General features: G+C 32.5%; 17 protein-coding genes. All 17 read right to left on the bottom strand.

Annotated elements, in window-relative coordinates; all coding sequences use genetic code 11:
• Positions 1 to 130: 130 nt before the first annotated feature.
• The 17 genes from ACVRZH_RS03415 to cpsA all read right to left on the bottom strand — a co-directional run bounded on the left by ACVRZH_RS03415 (position 131) and on the right by cpsA (position 16329).
• A complete protein-coding gene (locus ACVRZH_RS03415; protein ID WP_447453923.1) occupies positions 131 to 337 on the bottom strand; it encodes a hypothetical protein in 207 nt (68 codons plus the stop codon).
• 86 nt (positions 338 to 423) lie between these two features.
• Positions 424 to 1122, bottom strand: a complete 699-nt coding sequence (gene pyrF / locus ACVRZH_RS03410; RefSeq protein WP_447453922.1) for an orotidine-5'-phosphate decarboxylase — start codon at positions 1120 to 1122, stop codon at positions 424 to 426.
• A 221-nt stretch (positions 1123 to 1343) separates the two neighbouring features.
• On the bottom strand, positions 1344 to 2366 hold the full coding sequence (locus tag ACVRZH_RS03405) for a zinc-binding dehydrogenase (RefSeq protein ID WP_447453921.1): 1023 nt from the start codon (positions 2364 to 2366) through the stop codon (positions 1344 to 1346).
• 1 nt (position 2367) lies between these two features.
• Positions 2368 to 3075 (bottom strand): IspD/TarI family cytidylyltransferase, encoded by a 708-nt coding sequence (locus ACVRZH_RS03400; protein WP_447453920.1) that lies wholly within the window; start codon positions 3073 to 3075, stop codon positions 2368 to 2370.
• Between the two features lie 15 nt (positions 3076 to 3090).
• On the bottom strand, positions 3091 to 4269 hold the full coding sequence (locus tag ACVRZH_RS03395) for a hypothetical protein (protein WP_447453919.1): 1179 nt from the start codon (positions 4267 to 4269) through the stop codon (positions 3091 to 3093).
• A 36-nt stretch (positions 4270 to 4305) separates the two neighbouring features.
• Entirely contained in the window at positions 4306 to 5304 is a 999-nt protein-coding gene (locus ACVRZH_RS03390; protein WP_447453918.1) for a glycosyltransferase, read from the bottom strand.
• A 36-nt stretch (positions 5305 to 5340) separates the two neighbouring features.
• Positions 5341 to 6441, bottom strand: coding sequence for a non-hydrolyzing UDP-N-acetylglucosamine 2-epimerase (gene wecB / locus ACVRZH_RS03385; protein ID WP_447453917.1), 1101 nt, complete (start codon positions 6439 to 6441; stop codon positions 5341 to 5343).
• A complete protein-coding gene (locus ACVRZH_RS03380; RefSeq protein ID WP_447453916.1) occupies positions 6442 to 7512 on the bottom strand; it encodes a glycosyltransferase family 4 protein in 1071 nt (356 codons plus the stop codon).
• A complete protein-coding gene (locus ACVRZH_RS03375) occupies positions 7502 to 8245 on the bottom strand; it encodes a WecB/TagA/CpsF family glycosyltransferase (RefSeq protein WP_447453915.1) in 744 nt (247 codons plus the stop codon). Before ACVRZH_RS03375 ends, ACVRZH_RS03380 begins: the two co-directional genes overlap by 11 nt.
• Positions 8242 to 9030 (bottom strand): LicD family protein, encoded by a 789-nt coding sequence (locus ACVRZH_RS03370; RefSeq protein WP_447453914.1) that lies wholly within the window; start codon positions 9028 to 9030, stop codon positions 8242 to 8244. The genes ACVRZH_RS03375 and ACVRZH_RS03370 overlap by 4 nt, the downstream gene beginning before the upstream one ends.
• A 3-nt stretch (positions 9031 to 9033) precedes the next feature.
• On the bottom strand, positions 9034 to 10143 hold the full coding sequence (gene glf, locus ACVRZH_RS03365; RefSeq protein ID WP_447453913.1) for a UDP-galactopyranose mutase: 1110 nt from the start codon (positions 10141 to 10143) through the stop codon (positions 9034 to 9036).
• Positions 10133 to 11599 carry a flippase gene (locus tag ACVRZH_RS03360; protein WP_447453912.1) on the bottom strand — a complete coding sequence of 489 codons (1467 nt, stop codon included), beginning with the start codon at positions 11597 to 11599 and terminating at the stop codon, positions 10133 to 10135. The genes glf and ACVRZH_RS03360 overlap by 11 nt, the downstream gene beginning before the upstream one ends.
• A 21-nt stretch (positions 11600 to 11620) precedes the next feature.
• Positions 11621 to 12580: a sugar transferase gene (locus ACVRZH_RS03355; RefSeq protein WP_447453911.1), complete on the bottom strand. Its 960-nt coding sequence runs from the start codon at positions 12578 to 12580 to the stop codon at positions 11621 to 11623.
• A gap of 80 nt (positions 12581 to 12660) precedes the next feature.
• Positions 12661 to 13392, bottom strand: a complete 732-nt coding sequence (locus ACVRZH_RS03350; protein ID WP_447453910.1) for a tyrosine-protein kinase — start codon at positions 13390 to 13392, stop codon at positions 12661 to 12663.
• Positions 13393 to 13401: 9 nt separating this feature from the next.
• Positions 13402 to 14109 carry a Wzz/FepE/Etk N-terminal domain-containing protein gene (locus ACVRZH_RS03345; RefSeq protein ID WP_447453909.1) on the bottom strand — a complete coding sequence of 236 codons (708 nt, stop codon included), beginning with the start codon at positions 14107 to 14109 and terminating at the stop codon, positions 13402 to 13404.
• Positions 14110 to 14131: 22 nt separating this feature from the next.
• Complete coding sequence (cps4B, locus tag ACVRZH_RS03340; protein ID WP_447453908.1) at positions 14132 to 14863, bottom strand: capsular polysaccharide biosynthesis protein Cps4B; 732 nt, start codon at positions 14861 to 14863, stop codon at positions 14132 to 14134.
• A gap of 2 nt (positions 14864 to 14865) precedes the next feature.
• Positions 14866 to 16329 carry an LCP family glycopolymer transferase CpsA gene (gene cpsA, locus ACVRZH_RS03335; protein WP_447453907.1) on the bottom strand — a complete coding sequence of 488 codons (1464 nt, stop codon included), beginning with the start codon at positions 16327 to 16329 and terminating at the stop codon, positions 14866 to 14868.
• Between the last annotated feature and the right edge of the window lie 223 nt (positions 16330 to 16552).

Here is a 16552-nt window from a genome sequence, read left to right as displayed (position 1 = left end):
TTTTCACTTCATATCTGTCATCTAATCCCTGTAAGCTAGGACAAAACGTTAATGTCTTAGGGGATTTAGGGATAGCTATGTAAAGTGGTACGGTGACTAATCATCCATACCGCTCCCTATAATTAATGATTTAATTGCCAGCGATATAGGCTTTTTCACGACGACCATCAAAACGAATGGCGACATAACCCCCTAAAAAAGCGGGGACAATCCTTGAACCATAATCACCTTTGAAACCCTCACCTAAAATGAAAGGCATAAAGTGTTCCACAACAGCATCATTGTATCTATATTTAAATCCTCCCATGAAGATATCTCGTGCAATAACTCTTCCCATAAACAGTTCCTTTCTCTCTTGTCTGAATCAATGTTCATCAGTCTTTTCCAAGCATAAAATGGATTAGCTCATATAAGTAAGGCTACTCACACCTGCCCATTCCATTCTGCCTTTATGGCTAGATAAGCTTCATAAGGATTTGACGCTTGCGTTATAGGACGCCCCACAACAATATAATCCGACCCCTTCTTTCTAGCCTGTATAGGTGTTACAACACGCTTCTGATCAGATGAGTCGACACCAGCCGGTCTAATCCCTGGTGTTAAACACAGAAACTGACTTCCTGTTGTCAATTTCAGCGCTGTTACTTCCTGAGCAGAGCAAACCACACCATCAAGCCCTGCTTCCTTAGCTTTTTGCGAATAATGCAACACAGAAGACATCAGACTGGTGTTTATATTCTGATCTTGTTGCATCTGTTCCTGACTAGTAGACGTTAGCTGGGTAACAGCTATTAAAATAGGCTCATCACCCAATCCCTCACGGGCAGCTCGCATCATCTCAACACCACCTGCTGCATGAACATTGGTCATATCCACATCTAAATGACGTATAACCGTCATTGCAGATTTGACCGTATGCGGAATATCATGCAGTTTTAAATCTAAAAAAACTGAATGGCCCAATGATTTGACATAACTTACAACCTCTGCTCCAGCAGCATAATACAATTCCATCCCAATCTTGACATATAATGCCTCAGCACTAGGAAACTTAGCTAAAAAAGCCTTCACCGTAGGTAAATCAGGAAAATCAAGTGCAATTATCGGCCGTTCTTCTCTCATCATGTCTCCTTCATCAAAAACAAAATAACCTCACCAGAAAGGCAAGGTTAAACGATAGGTGACAGCCAAACTGTCCTTCAGTCGACTCTCCTTTATAGCCTCTCTGGACCATGTTAAAAGGATATTTTTAAACATTATAAACTGAACTCGAAAAATTGTCAACTAATCTAAGAAACCATTGGGGGGTTTGAATTTATGCATTTAAAAATTCAAAATTAGTATTACATATTCCATTTAAAAACCGTCTTAAACGAAGTCATTAAATCAGTTGCAAATACTTTATGAATATCCTCAATTGAGCTAACCGGATTTTCAATATATATAATATTTGATAATCTGCTTTGTATCCTCTTATCTTTTAGCATCTCAATAGCTTTTATAAAATCTTCCCTACCAGACCGCGAAGAACCAATAAGTGTCAAACCTTTTTCTAATATGTCTCTGGTATTAATAGCCACTCTATTCTCACTAACACCCATTAATAAAATAGTACCTTGGGGTTTAATATAAGAAATAATATCGTTAATAGCTGGTTCACTACCTTGACCACCTGCACATTCAAAAGCATGATCAAAAGTTAATTTTTCAGGTACTTCTGTTGTTAGATAAGTAGAATCAACAAAATTAAATAAACGTAATTTTTCGATATTACGACCTATTACAGTAATTTTAGATAATGGAAATGTATGGTGTAAAGCAGTTGCTAACACAAAAGCTAAACTTCCATCACCAATTACAGCAATCTTTTCACGAATTGGATGAGCCAATTTATCAAAACGATTAATAGCATGCATACAAACACTAGAAAATTCTGAAAGAGCTGCTATTTCATCCTTAATATTATCATAAGGTACGACCCTATCTAATGGCATTGCAAGAACTTCTTGCATAAAACCGTCATATCCACTGGAGCGAAAATAATTACCAGATAAATAATTTTCAAAAAAGATATCATCACTTTCATGAGGAGGTTGATTTGGGATAAGAGCAACTTTTTGACCAGGGGAATACGTTCCAGTTGGATCTGCTACAATAACTCCACATGCTTCATGAATTGGTGCCATTGGTAGCTTTTTAGCAAGAACTTTAGGATCGCGTTTCCCCTGATAATAACGTTGATCTGCATGGCATATTGCCATGAAAGAGGGTTTAACTATAACTTGTTTCGAATGATTTATACCAATTTCTTCATATTTTATTGAAATTGTTTTTGGATTAATCAACTGATAGACTTGATTTAACATACTAATTATCCTCAATCATGCTTCTTGCAATTTTTAAATCTGTGACGGTTGTAATCTTAATATTTGAATAATCACCTTGAGCTAAAGCCACAGATTTATTATTTATGACAAATATTTTACATGCATCCGTTAAAACACTCTTATCTTGTTCAGATAATGACTGGTATAATTCTATAAACCCTTTTACTTTGAATGTTTGAGGAGTTTGTCCTTGGTACAGATAACGACGCTCAGGAATATCTGAAATAACTTTACTGTCTATACTTTGAACAATTGTATCTGTGGCTTCGACGACAGTATCTACTGCATCATAAACCCGAGACAACTCAATATTCTGTTGAATTGCTTTCAAACTTACAAAAGGCCTTACAGAATCATGTGTCACAATAATATCATCTGAAGAAACTGAATATATGTTATTTATTGTCTGAATGATATTCTCAATAGTTGAGTTGCGATCAATCCCCCCCTCAGTAATAATGATACGCGATTTATAACTATCTAAATATTTATCAATCAAATCTTCCGTATAAGTAACCCAATCCGGATGAACACCAACAATAATCTTATCTATTTCAGGAACTAAAATGAATTTACCTATTGTATGAATCAAAATAGGTTTATCTCCCAACTCCAAAAATTGCTTAGGCATATCTTGTATGCCCATTCGTGTACCTTTACCACCTGCTAAAATACCTGCGTAAATCATTGAAACTACCTCCAATTACAAAATTTCAAAATCATCGTGTAAATACCTATTCTTATCAGTTCTGAATAAGGCTCCAAGTAATAATAAAAATAAATTGTAGTACAACTCTATGAACTGGGGATCAAAACTTGAATGTAAGACTAACATTGAAAAGGTAAGCATATAGTATCTATTTCTTGTAAACTGGTATTTAGATAAAGAGTAGTATCCAATTAGTAGAACAATTAAAACAATAACACCATAAACAATTGATATATTTAGAAAAGATGAATCAACAAATAAATATACGATTCCTGTGCCTATATTACCAAATTCATATGTCCATTCAACTTTTTGACCAAGTATACTGACACCAAATAAATCTAGTGCTCTTTTTCCTAATGCTAATCTACCAGTAAGTAACGTATTTAAAGAATACATCCACAATTTATTTGCATCATAAATATAAGTTAAAGAAATTGGAACAACTGTTCCAATAATCAAAATATATCTATTTACTAAATCAATTATCTTTACAGAAAATATATATTTTATTATGTAATAACCTATTATTAGTAGTGCATTAAATGCAAGCGCAGACTTTGTATTAGTTTGCTGATAAAAATACATGGCTATACTAGAAATCACAATTGTTTCTATTAATCTCATTTTTTCTTTTCTAATAAAAATATATGCTAATGAAAAATGGAACATAAAATTAGACGAAAAACTAGTGTATAAATAACCTAAACTCTCTCTATTAACTCCGTAACGTTGCCAAGTTTTTGTAACTGGTAAAAATCCCAATAAATAAGCACCATGTGTTATAGCAATACAGGTTCCTAAAATTAAGGTAGAATATATAAAAATCCTCCTCAATGAAATGCCATTTTGCCCAACAATTAACAAGAATACGGTTATTAAGTTAAAGGATCGATTTGAATTTTTTAAATTATATCCAACAATAACTAATAAAATAGCTATTAGTAACACAATAATAAAGTCTTTTACTAAATATCTTCTATGTAATACAATTTTAGTAAGCAATAACAATATTGCTACAGATAAAGCAAAAGCCTTATATGTGAAAATATTAGAAATTCTATGTACCAGTGTCGTTTGCACAATAAAATTAGATACTAGATAAATAGTCAGTGCTAAAAAGTATAAAATACTCTCTAATCTAATTTCTCCTTTAAATCGTTTATAGTCCATATTATTTATCCTTGTATTTCATCTTCATTTTCAACACTACTCCCAGTTCTTTATCTGATAATTAAAGAAAGCCAATACATCAATTAACCTATATCGACTAAGGCGAACTAGTTTAACCAAAAGAGCTACTTTCGAATGTCTCTTATGTTCCATTTCATCATATATTTCTTTAGCATACCGATATATAAACATATCAAAAGATTGTAATGAGCTCTTTACCTCATCGGATTGAAGATTTAACAATAATGTTTTGTAAGAACCAAAAGTATAACCTAAAATCCTGTTCTTGACATAATCATTTTTTAATTCATGTTGTGAGTAAGCCACAACTAAATCTTTCGTTAAATTAATAAAGGTATCTGCATTTTTTATACGTGATTCCCTGCTGATAGATTGACCTTCTCTACCTATCCTATACTGATAAACGTTCAAATCATAATAAATAGCCTCTGTTACTTGAAACATAGGAAGAGTTGAAAAAAGCATATCAGTATATGGGATACCACTAGGCAATTGTAAATTGATTTGCTTTAAAAGCTCTAAGTTATAACTAATAGCCCACATACCTACACCGTAAACATCATGGCAAGATGAAAGAGTTATACGGGTATCGTAAGGTAAGTTATCAATGAAAACTGTCTTTTTAGCCTTAGAATCCTCATAAACCTTAGAGAAATTGGTAAAAACAACATCAACATCTGTCTCTAATAGCCTCAGCAACAACTTATCAAGCTCATTAGTATCTACCCAATCATCGCCATCCAATAATCTAAAGAATTTTCCTGTTGCTTTTTCAATACTTGCATTGACAGTTGTACCATAACCCCCATTTTCTTTATCAATCACAATAACACTTCCAGGATAATCCATCTCATATTTTTCTATAATTTCTAGTGTGTTATCTTTACTTCCATCATTCACAACAATAATCTCTAGTAAATCTATATACTTAGATGTAACTAACGATTGCAAAGTTGTTTCAATATACTCTGATACATTATAGGCTGCAATTGAAATCGTTAATAATTTACTCATCTATTCTCCTTTTATCAACCATACTAAATAGTAACACTATAAAGTTTTTAACAAAATATCTGCTATTTTCTTACTTGCAGTACCATCACCATAGGGATTAGAAGCGATACTCATTTTTAAATACTCTTCCTTGCTACTTAGCAACAACTTAAAGGCAGTATAAATATTTTCTTCCTGTACACCTACCAATTTTAAAGTACCAGCTTCTATTCCCTCTGGTCTTTCAGTAGTATCTCTCATAACAAGTACTGGTTTTCCCAGAGAAGGTGCTTCTTCTTGTACACCTCCTGAATCTGTTAAAATCATATAACTTTGATTCATAAAATTATGGAAATCAATAACTTCCAGAGGTTCTATGAGACGAACTCTATCTTCATCTCTAAATATACGATTCGCAATTTCTCTAACTTTAGGATTTTTGTGAATTGGGTAAATGACTTTCACATCTGGAAACTCTATTAAAACTCTTTTGATTGCACTAAACATATTTTCCATAGGTAAACCAATATTCTCACGTCTATGTGCCGTAATCAAAATTAAACGTGAGTCCTTAGCCCATTCAATATGTTCATTACTATAGTCTTGTTTTATAGTTGTTTTTAAAGCATCAATAACAGTATTACCAGTTATATAAATTGTTTCTTTGGGTTTTCCTTCTTTTAATAAGTTATCAAATGAAACTTGTGTAGGAGCAAAATGGTAATCTGCAATGATAGATGTGGCCTGTCTATTGAATTCTTCTGGAAATGGACTTAGTTTATTATATGTTCTTAGGCCTGCTTCAATATGTCCAACCTTAATTCCTAGATAAAATGCTGCTAAAGAAGCTGCAAAGGTGGTTGTGGTATCTCCATGAACTAAAACAATATCAGGACGCTCATATTCTAATATAGGGCGTAATTTTTCAAGAATAGATACTGTAATCGTAAATAATGTCTGATTATCTTTCATAATTTCTAAATCATAATCAGGTAAAATATTAAATACACTTAAAACTTGAGATAACATTTCTCTATGTTGTCCAGTGACACAAACTCGAGTTTCAAAATCTTTTTCATACTCTTTTAATTGATTCACTAGAGGACTCATTTTTATTGCCTCTGGACGTGTTCCAAAAATCAACATAATTTTCTTCATCTATTTTTTCTCCTTGAAATAGAGGTCATGATAATTTGAAACAAATGTTTCATATGAAAACTTTTCCAAATAGGTCTCATAAGCACATTTTTCTTTCTGTTCTCTGATTAATGGATTTTCAATTAAATAGTTTATGGATGAAGCTAATTCCTCTACATTTTTTGCTTCAACCAATAATCCATTATTATTATTGATAATATCAGTAATTCCAGGTATTTTAGTAGCAACCAAAGTTTTTCGAAGCATGAATGCTTCTATAGGGGTTAGTGGTAATCCCTCCCATAAAGAAGGCATAATCATAAATTCTGAAATTGCTATATATGAACTAGGATTTTTTTGAAATCCAAGAAAAACCACTTTACTTTCAATACCTAAAGACTTTGTTAAATCTTCTAAAATTTCTCTATCCTCACCATCACCAACTATGAACAATTTACATTGTACATTTTTTAATTTTGCAATAGCCTTTATAAGATAACCAACACCCTTTTGTTTTGTTAACCGTCCAACAAACAATAATTTATGACCCGTGTAATCAACAATACGCTCATCGTATAGTTTTTCCGTAGTTTTATTTGGACTTACACAATTATAAATAACCCTAATATCATTAGTTAATTTCACATCTTGCTGTAATGAGTTCTCAACTGATTCACCTATTGCTATAGTCTCTACATTAGTTAGAAGCAATTTATAAAACAACAGTTTATCTTTAAATATATTATGAGCAGTGTATATAATTCTAACACTGGGGACAAATAATTTTATAAGTTGTGCATACAAAAGGCCCATTCTATGATGAACATGAATAATATCTATATTATTCATGTTCACTACCTCTTTTAAAAGTTTATAATTTTTAATTATTCTATATGGGTTTTTAGTCTCTATATCATATAAATTAACATGAACAAAACCACTGGTTTCAAGATCAGAAACAAATTCTCCGCCACTAGACGCAACAAAAGTTCGTTTAAAAGTTCTTGACATTGCATGGCATAGTTGATATACAATTTTTTCTGCCCCACCAATACCCATCGTACGTGAAATATGTAAGATATTAGTTGACATTCTTTATTTTCTCCTTAATTACACGACTAATAAAAATCATATTCCCAACAAAATAACGCTTAAATAACCTTTTGGGTTCGTTTGCAACTCTATATAGCCATTCCAAGTTATATTTCTGCATCCATATTGGAGCTCTTTTTATATGACCAGATAAAACATCAAAACTACCTCCTACCCCCATAAACACAGAAGATAATCCATTACTTAAAAATTGATCTACAATATATTCTTTTTTAGGAGAAGTAATACCAATAAAAACGATATCTGGTGATAATAACCTGATCTCATTTTCAATTTCATTTAATAATTCATCAGAAAAATATCCATTTCTACTTCCAATGACTCTCAGCTTTGGAAAACGTTCTTTAAAATTAACTAACATATTATCAAGTATTTCTTGCTTAGCTCCCAAAAAGTACACGCTATATTTTTGATTTTCAGCAAGTACGAGTAACTCCTGCATCAAATCTATTCCTGCAACTCTTTCAGGTATATCCACTCCGAGAAATTTACCAGCTAATACAACAGAAGCACCATCTGCGTTCACTATTCCAGAAGAATTAACAATATCTTTAACTCTCTCATCATCATAGCATAGATTTATTTTATCCGCATTAACTCCCATTAAATGAAGTGGTTTCTTTTGTTTTATATATCCATCAACTGCTTCAACAGTTTCAGCCATCGTCAATGGATGTATCACAATTCCTAGCATTTCAACTGATTTCATCACTTCCCCCAAGTTCCTTCAAAATGTCCTACTCTATTTTCTTCTTCTGGTAGAATCATATAGTCACCGTAAATATTTTTTAAGTAGGCATCTGAATCTGATGGAACAGATATATAAATTTCTTCAAATGGTAATATTTTAGGTTCACCAATAATTTTCTTTTCTACAATTTCTTTCAACCTATATGTTCCTAAAACATTACCAACAAATTCAGAATCTTCAAATTTATATGATTTTATAATTTTTTGTAATTTTAAGTTAATTGTAGATGTCTTTAAAAACCTATTCAATCTCAATTGTTTAGAAATAATAACAATTGCATTCTCAAAATGTCCCCTATCCCTTTCAAAAAGGTTTTCAACAACAGATATTTTTGATAAGGCACGGTAAAACATGATACGACCTGTATGAATTTTACGAAGTATTCCTTTTTTAGGGTAACCATCCAAAGGAAAAATATCAATAAAAGGATTAGTAATAGTCTCGCCAAAAATAAATTCATGTGATTTATCAATGATACAAGTGTTATTTAAATTGTCAGCCTGAATTTTTAATTCAACAGTATTTGGTAAATCTTTTGAAACTATCTCTATAAATTTATCATAATCTCGGCGAGGCATACCTAAATCCATATCATCATCCCAAGGAATAAATCCTTTATGTCTAACAGCACCCAAAAGTGTTCCACCTAAAGCATAGTAAGTTAGATTATTTTTTTGACATAATTCTATAAAAACTTTCAGTAAATCAAGTTCTTTTAATTGAACCTGCCTAACTTTCTTTGACATTAGCTATTCTCCAAATTCTTTATTAACACAATGCAAAGCTGCTGCAATGACTTGATGCATATCATAATAACGATATTGACCTAAGCGACCACCAAAAATTATATTGCTATATTTTTCTGACAACTTTTTATAAGAAAGATATAAATGATTATTCTGTTCATTATTAACCGGATAGTATGGCTCGTCACCAGACACCCATTGTTTAGAATATTCCCTAGTAATAATTGTTTTCTTTTGTTTTCCAAATTCAAAATGTTTATGCTCAATAATTCTTGTAAAAGGAGTTTCACTGTCTGTATAATTGACAACTGCATTACCTTGATAATTATCAATATCTATCATTTTAGTTTCAAATCTAAGGCTACGATACTCCAATTCGCCTAACTCATAATTAAAAAATTGGTCAATCATGCCTGTAAATACAATTTTAGGAAACTTTTGCATATATAATTCTTTATCTTTGAAAAAATCAACACCTAATTCGACGTCAATATTCTCATGTTGTAACATTTTTTCAACAATCTGCGTATAACCACCAATTGGAATACCTTGATACGTATCATTAAAATAGTTATTATCATATGTAAATCTAACTGGTAATCGTCGTATAATAAATGCAGGAAGTTCTCTACAAGGTTTTCCCCACTGTTTTTCTGTATAAGATTTTATTAATTTTTGATAAATATCAGTACCTACAAGAGATATTGCTTGTTCTTCTAAATTTTCTGGAGTCTTATTATTAAGAATTGATCGTTGTTCAGAAATTTTTTCTAATGCTTCCTTAGGTGTTACGACACCCCAGAGTTTATTAAAAGTATTCATATTAAAAGGCAAATTATAAATCTCTCCTTTATAATTTGCAACAGGAGAATTGGTATAGCGATTAAATTCTGCAAATTGATTTACATAATCCCAAATTTCTTTATTCGAAGTATGAAATATATGTGCACCATATACATGAACTTGAATTCCATCAACATCCTTTGTATAGATATTTCCCGCTATATGATCTCTCTTTTCAATTACCTTTATTTTTTTCCCTTTTTTTGCCGCTTCATGAGCAAAAACTGCACCAAATAACCCAGCACCTACAATAAGATAATCATAATTCATTTTTTTTCTCCAATTTTTTTAAAACTGATTTTAATACTTCCAAAGTAAAAGTTTCTTTAAATAATAATAGTAAGGCAATATAAACTGCAAAATAAACAACTGAACTAAAAAATAATTTCCAGAAAACACCCCATACCAAAACTTTTTCTAATGGTAAAATAACCAGTAGCGCAACTAATGAACTAACTATAATTTTATAAACTTTCGCTAATTTTAACATAGGATAAAGCAATTCCTTTAGGAAATAGAACTGAACTAAAGCCACTGTTAATTCTGATAGAGTACTAGCAAACGCTGTACCTTTTGCACCCATGAAAGGAACCATTAAACTATTAATCAAAAAGCTAACAAATGCACCAATAATTGTAGATGTTACAACTAACTTCTCTCGGTTAGTTGGTACCAAAATTTGCATCCCCATTAAATTAGATAAGCCTATAAATAACACTGAAGGCATAATCAATTTCATAGGTATAACTGCTGGAAGAAAACTAGAACCTGACAAAAATAAAATACTATTTCTAGACTGTGCTATAAAATAAGTCACCAGTGGTAAAGCTAACAAAAAAACGACTGATAAAGCTTTTTGAATAAGGATATTAAATTGTTCTTTCTCATCATTTTCATAATAATAAGTTAGTCTCGGCATTAATACTGCTCCCAAAGAAGTTACCAAACTAACCAAAATTTGCTTTATTTTAACAGCTGCAGAATAGTAACCAACTTCCTTACTACCCTTTAAAAAACCTAATAATGTTATATCTACATTTAAATATATCGTAACAGATATGGTTAATAAAAAGAAAGTAATTGCCGGCATTAGATGTCTACGTAAAGATATATCTCTCAAATCATGTATGGTTATTATTTTTCTTAGATAAAAAAAATTTAAAACATTAGAACCGACACTAGCAAATACTGTAATAGCAGCATAAATAATATAATCACTAGTAGAATGAACTAATGCTATCATCAAAATAATTGATATAAATTTAAATAATATAGATCTCACTGCAATATACGTATACTTCTCTAAAGCCTTATATAACCACTCCACTCCTAATACGTTAAAAACTAGTGCAGAAGATAGTATAAAATATAAGTTTTTTTCTTGATAGAGCTGGTCAGTATTAAAAACAACTACAATAAGAATGATTAATGAAAAAAACATAACCATAGCGTTCAAAATCAATATTTCAATTACAGTTTTAGAAAGTTCTAATTTATTATTTCTTACTCTCGCACAGGCTCTAATCCCATAAGTAGGAATACCTAACATTCCAAGCATACTAAAATATGCAACAATTGAACTAGCAAATGTTATGATGCCAACCCCAGAGGCTGTCAGCACTCTGGAAATATAAGGAAAAGTCAGCAAAGGAAAAATAAAATTAGAAATAGTTAAAATAAAATTCATTATAAAATTTACTTTAACTGATTGTTGTTTAATAGCCATATATTTTTTTAGTTGTATAACTCACTTGCTCCCCACTTTTTTTAACACCACAATAATTGTTTTTAATAATAACTGAAAATCCTGTATTATTGAACAGTTCTTTATATAGGACTCATCTAATCTTACAACATCTTCAAAATTTGATATATTACTTCTTCCAGATACTTGCCACATTCCTGTAATACCTGGTTTCATAATTAAGCGTTTAAAATGATGCAATTCATACTTTTGATATTCATCAACTGTAGGAGGTCTGGTTCCCACTAAGGACATTTCACCTTTTAACACATTGATAAACTGTGGTAGTTCATCCAAAGACCAATTTCTTAATTTCTGACCAAATGGAAATATCCTTGGATCATTATCCATTTTAAACATCAAATCCGTTGATAAGGAATTTTGAGATAACAATTCTTCCTTACGCTCTTCTGCATCCAAATACATGCTTCTAAATTTATAAATGTTAAAAATCTTTCCATTTTTACCTACACGTTGTTGCTTAAAAAATAACGGACCTTTTGATTGACTTTGTACAACTGGGTAAATAAGGATTGCTGTTATCAGCATCACGATAATTCCAATAATACTACCTATAACATCCATAATCCTTTTTATAGCTAAATATATTGGAGAAAATATGTACGCTTGATCAATATTAACCTCTGAATAAAGCACTTCTTCTTCAATTTCATTGAAAAGTATGATTGGTAACCCTATCTTTTTGAGTTCCTTAAACAATTCATCTTTGATCAAACCTGTTTTGGTGATAAGAAGAAGCCCACTAACATGATTATATCTTAAAAGATTTGTTAAACTCTCTCGAAACTCAACTAAATCAACGTTTGAAAGTATATCTTCAATTTGCAATATTTCCACTACATGTATGCGATTTGAAGACAAATAATTTTTTAAGACAGTTAATTCTCTAGAATCAGAAACAACAATAACATGACTAGGTATTTTTATCTCTTTCAGTTTCAATATAAAATACCACTACTATAGAACTCGACTTTTGAACTCAAACAAAGATCGATTTTCTAAACCTTTCTTTTTGATTATGCCTAAACTTTTTTAGACTTTGCTTTCTTCTTAGTTTTTTTCCCGTATTCTCCGTAATTACCATAACCGCCATAACCACCGTAAGAACCATAGCTTTCTGACGTTAAATCAACCTTATTGAGAATAACACCTAAGAACTGAGCTCCACTTTGCTCCAATTGCTCTTTTGCCTTTTTGACAAACTTACGTTTAATTGCTCCAGACTCCGTCACCAAAATGCTCGCGTCACATTTTTGTGCAATGATAGCTGCATCAATGACTAAACCAATCGGTGGTGAATCAATGATGACATAATCATAGCTTTCTCTTGCTCGATCAATCAAGAAATTAAAGTTAGCATTTTGTAATAGCGTTGTTGGATTTGGTGGAACCTTGCCTGAAGCAATCATGTCTAAATTTTCAACATTGGTAGTGCTAATCACTTGATAAAGTTCACTATTACCTGATAGATAACTCGTCAGTCCTGAGATTCTTTCAGTTGCCTTAAATGTCCCCATCATAACCGAGTTACGTGTATCCGCATCAATCAAGAGTGTGCGATAACCTGCTCGTGCAAAGGAAATTGCTAAGTTAGTGGAGGTGGTTGATTTCCCTTCATTAGGTTGTACTGATGACAAGACAATCGTCTTAATTCCTGAACCACTAAATTGAATGTTTGTCCTAATCGAATTATAATATTCTTCTGATTTTTTAGCTAAAACAGCTTTTGCTCTTACTAATTCTAATTGTGCCATATCCTACTCCTATTTCAATTGTGATTCATCTGGAACCAGTCCTAATAAGGTCATTCCCAAAACTTCTTCAATATCTTCTGGACGTTTCACACGATCGTCTAATAACTCCTTGACCACAACACCTACTGTTGACAAGAAACCACCAAGTAAAATGCCTAATAAGGCGTTACGCTTCAAATTTGGTGAAGCAGGTGCCTCAGCTGGCTCCGCTATTTCTAATGTTGTTACCTCTTCGACTTTAGTAACATCTTTTATCTTAAGTGCAGACTCTTCACGAATAGCATTAGCCAAATGACTGGCAATGTCTGGATTAGCATCCGTGACACTGATGGAAATCACGCGAGTATTGACTGGGCTATTAACTGAGACACGATCAGATAAAGTAATAACATCATCTTCTGGAATACCTTCTGAAACTGCTTTTTCCATAACCGCTAACATCACATCTTTTGACAGAATAATTTCACGATAGTCTTTGACAAGGTAATCACCAACTTGTAAATCTTGAGTGGTTAAGGTATTGTTGTTTGAATTTTGGTTGACAACGTAGATACGTGTCGTCGATTGATAAAGTGGTGTTACCAAGAACAAGCTATATGCTAAAGCCGCGGTTCCAAATAAACCTGCTATAAAAATAATGAAGAATTTTCTTGACCACAACTTTTTAACTAGGGTGAGTAGGTCAATTTCTAATTCTGAATGTGCTGTTTTTTCCATTTGTTCTCCTATTTCCTAAGTCCTATAGTAATTCATCTAATAATATCGCTTCGGGATTATTGTTAAAAAGATCTTTTGCTCTTTGAGAACCGTATTGTTGACGAATCAGCTCATATGCTGTTTTCATATACGGTTTTCTCTGATGGGTATTATGCATATCACTGGCGACAAAGTGTACCAAATCATTATCCAAAAAATACTTGGCTCTTTTTTTATGGACCTTATATTTGTCACCAAAGAGTTTTGGTTTCAACACTGAACTGCTGTTAATTTGCATGTAACACCCCATGGCAATCATTTCTGAAACCTTCTTTTTGTCTTTTTCCAAAACATTATATCGCTCAATATGTGCCACGACAGGTGTTAAACCAAGCAGTAATAAGTTGGTCAGCGCTGAATGGATCTCTTTCCATGACGTACCACTGCTAAATTCCACTAAAACATATCGAGAACCTGCCAATCTCGGATAAGTCTTCGTCTCTAAGTTGTGTAAAACATCACTAGAGTAATAAAGTTCACCACCATAATGAAGTGTCATGTCTGGCAATTCTTTGACCAAACGCTCTTTGACTTTATTAAAATGATTGGCAATAATATCTTCAGGTGTTTCAAACATACCTTTACGACGATGTGAAGTCGCTATGATATGACGGACACCTTGACGGTAAGCTTCTTTAATTAACGAGATACTTTCTTCCAAAGTAGAAGGCCCATCGTCAACATCAAAGATGATGTGAGAGTGAATATCTATCATGCTTATCTGCCCTCCAAAGTTGCTTTGATATTTGCTGACACTTGATTCAAGCTATTCTCATCTATAGAGAGCATATAAAGGGCTGCTCCTGGCATAGCATAAGACGGTAACTCTCCCGTACTTCCAGTTCCCTCTAAAGACTGAGAAGTAATAGTATATTCCTGATGGCTTGCTAACTGTTCATTTGCCAACGCCATTATTGTCACCAATGGCATACTGGTTTGCACAGAATCTCCCAAACCATCTATCAACTGTTGGTAATTAGCAATCGCATTGACTGAGGTTAGCTTTTTGATAATAGCAGCTATAACTTTCATCTGATTTTGTCCTCGATCGTTATCACCATGTTCTAGAGAATAACGCTCACGAACAAAGCCAAGTGCTTTTTTGGAATCTAGATGAATCATACCAACAGGGAAATGGTAATTACCGTGAAGACTAGTAAATTCTTGATCATTCTCAACCTCTATACCACCAAGAAGGTCAATCAGATTGAGGAAGGAAGTGAAATTTATCTTAGCATAATAATCAATCGGAATGTCGTATAAGTTTTCCAACGTTTGAATAGACGACTCAACACCATAGATACCGGCATGGGTCAATTTATCCTTCTGGCCTTGACCGCCACCAGCAATTGAAACATAACTATCGCGAGGCGTTGTCGTTAGTAAAATCTTGCCGGTTTCACGATTGATAGTCATTAAAATATTGACATCCGAGCGTGAAATCGTTGAAATCGGACCATAGGTATCAATACCACTAATATATACTGTCATCGCCTTAGCATTGGTTTTAGGCTTACTAGTTGAGACTTTGACTTCTTTCTTTAATCGGAAGGTATAGATTTTTTTCAACTTCTCGGCATAGTCTGAGCTATCAGGTCCAAGCAAACTGGCATAGGCACCATTTAGTACCATAGCCTTATTCTTATCAGTTGACAAAACGTCATAGGCTTTAGCATAACTATCTTGTTCTATGACTGTTAATTGCTTACCTTTTTTAGAGGCGATATCATCGATTAAGGCAGTAATATTGTCATTATCAACTCCTACTGGTGCTAAAACCTCATCAATATCTGAAATACTGGCAATATCACTATCAACTGGAACAACAACACTCATCTCTAATTCTGAAAACTGAGCTGTTGTATTCATTTTTTGGGAAACGTCAATAAAGGTTTTGATGACATAAAGGCTAGACAAGCCTACTGTCAAAAACAGTACCAAAAAAAGCGTTGTGAGCCATTTCAGTTTTCTAAAAATAACCAATAGCAAGGCGATAAGTAAGGCAACAACAATTCCAATCATAACGACTTTGTCCAACTGATTGAATTGTAGCAAGTTATAGCTATAAATCGCAAAGATTAAAAACAAACCCACAACAAACGACAGGGTAATCAGCGCTATGTTAAGAAAATCCAACTTGTTTTTCTCGTGTTTTTTATAGTGATTTGACCGTCTAGGCATGAAAAAACTCCTAAAAATCCATTATATATCAGCATACATTGTATCAAAAAAAAGGAGTTTAAGCAATTCAATAGATACCAAAAATCAAAAACTGTCTTTATAGTCCTTTAGTTTCTGTATAGTATTTGTTATACTATACTTATGAAAAGTTACGGAATAGATTTTAGAAAACGAGTTATTGCTTATGTAGAGACTGGTCATTCCAAAAAAGAAACGTGTCAGT

This window comes from Streptococcus fryi (assembly GCF_053206505.1).
Note: the sequence above shows the minus strand (reverse complement) of the source record. Positions and strands in the feature narration are given on the sequence as shown.

Coding starts and splice junctions, on each gene's coding strand:
- glf (WP_447453913.1), bottom strand. CDS start 10,143: ATGAATTATGATTATCTTATTGTAGGTGCTGGGTTATTTGGTGCAGTT.
- pyrF (WP_447453922.1), bottom strand. CDS start 1,122: ATGAGAGAAGAACGGCCGATAATTGCACTTGATTTTCCTGATTTACCT.
- wecB (WP_447453917.1), bottom strand. CDS start 6,441: ATGAAGAAAATTATGTTGATTTTTGGAACACGTCCAGAGGCAATAAAA.
- ACVRZH_RS03345 (WP_447453909.1), bottom strand. CDS start 14,109: ATGGAAAAAACAGCACATTCAGAATTAGAAATTGACCTACTCACCCTA.
- ACVRZH_RS03350 (WP_447453910.1), bottom strand. CDS start 13,392: ATGGCACAATTAGAATTAGTAAGAGCAAAAGCTGTTTTAGCTAAAAAA.
- ACVRZH_RS03400 (WP_447453920.1), bottom strand. CDS start 3,075: ATGATTTACGCAGGTATTTTAGCAGGTGGTAAAGGTACACGAATGGGC.
- cpsA (WP_447453907.1), bottom strand. CDS start 16,329: ATGCCTAGACGGTCAAATCACTATAAAAAACACGAGAAAAACAAGTTG.
- ACVRZH_RS03360 (WP_447453912.1), bottom strand. CDS start 11,599: ATGGCTATTAAACAACAATCAGTTAAAGTAAATTTTATAATGAATTTT.
- ACVRZH_RS03390 (WP_447453918.1), bottom strand. CDS start 5,304: ATGAGTAAATTATTAACGATTTCAATTGCAGCCTATAATGTATCAGAG.
- cps4B (WP_447453908.1), bottom strand. CDS start 14,863: ATGATAGATATTCACTCTCACATCATCTTTGATGTTGACGATGGGCCT.
- ACVRZH_RS03405 (WP_447453921.1), bottom strand. CDS start 2,366: ATGTTAAATCAAGTCTATCAGTTGATTAATCCAAAAACAATTTCAATA.
- ACVRZH_RS03395 (WP_447453919.1), bottom strand. CDS start 4,269: ATGGACTATAAACGATTTAAAGGAGAAATTAGATTAGAGAGTATTTTA.
- ACVRZH_RS03415 (WP_447453923.1), bottom strand. CDS start 337: ATGGGAAGAGTTATTGCACGAGATATCTTCATGGGAGGATTTAAATAT.
- ACVRZH_RS03370 (WP_447453914.1), bottom strand. CDS start 9,030: ATGTCAAAGAAAGTTAGGCAGGTTCAATTAAAAGAACTTGATTTACTG.
- ACVRZH_RS03380 (WP_447453916.1), bottom strand. CDS start 7,512: ATGTCAACTAATATCTTACATATTTCACGTACGATGGGTATTGGTGGG.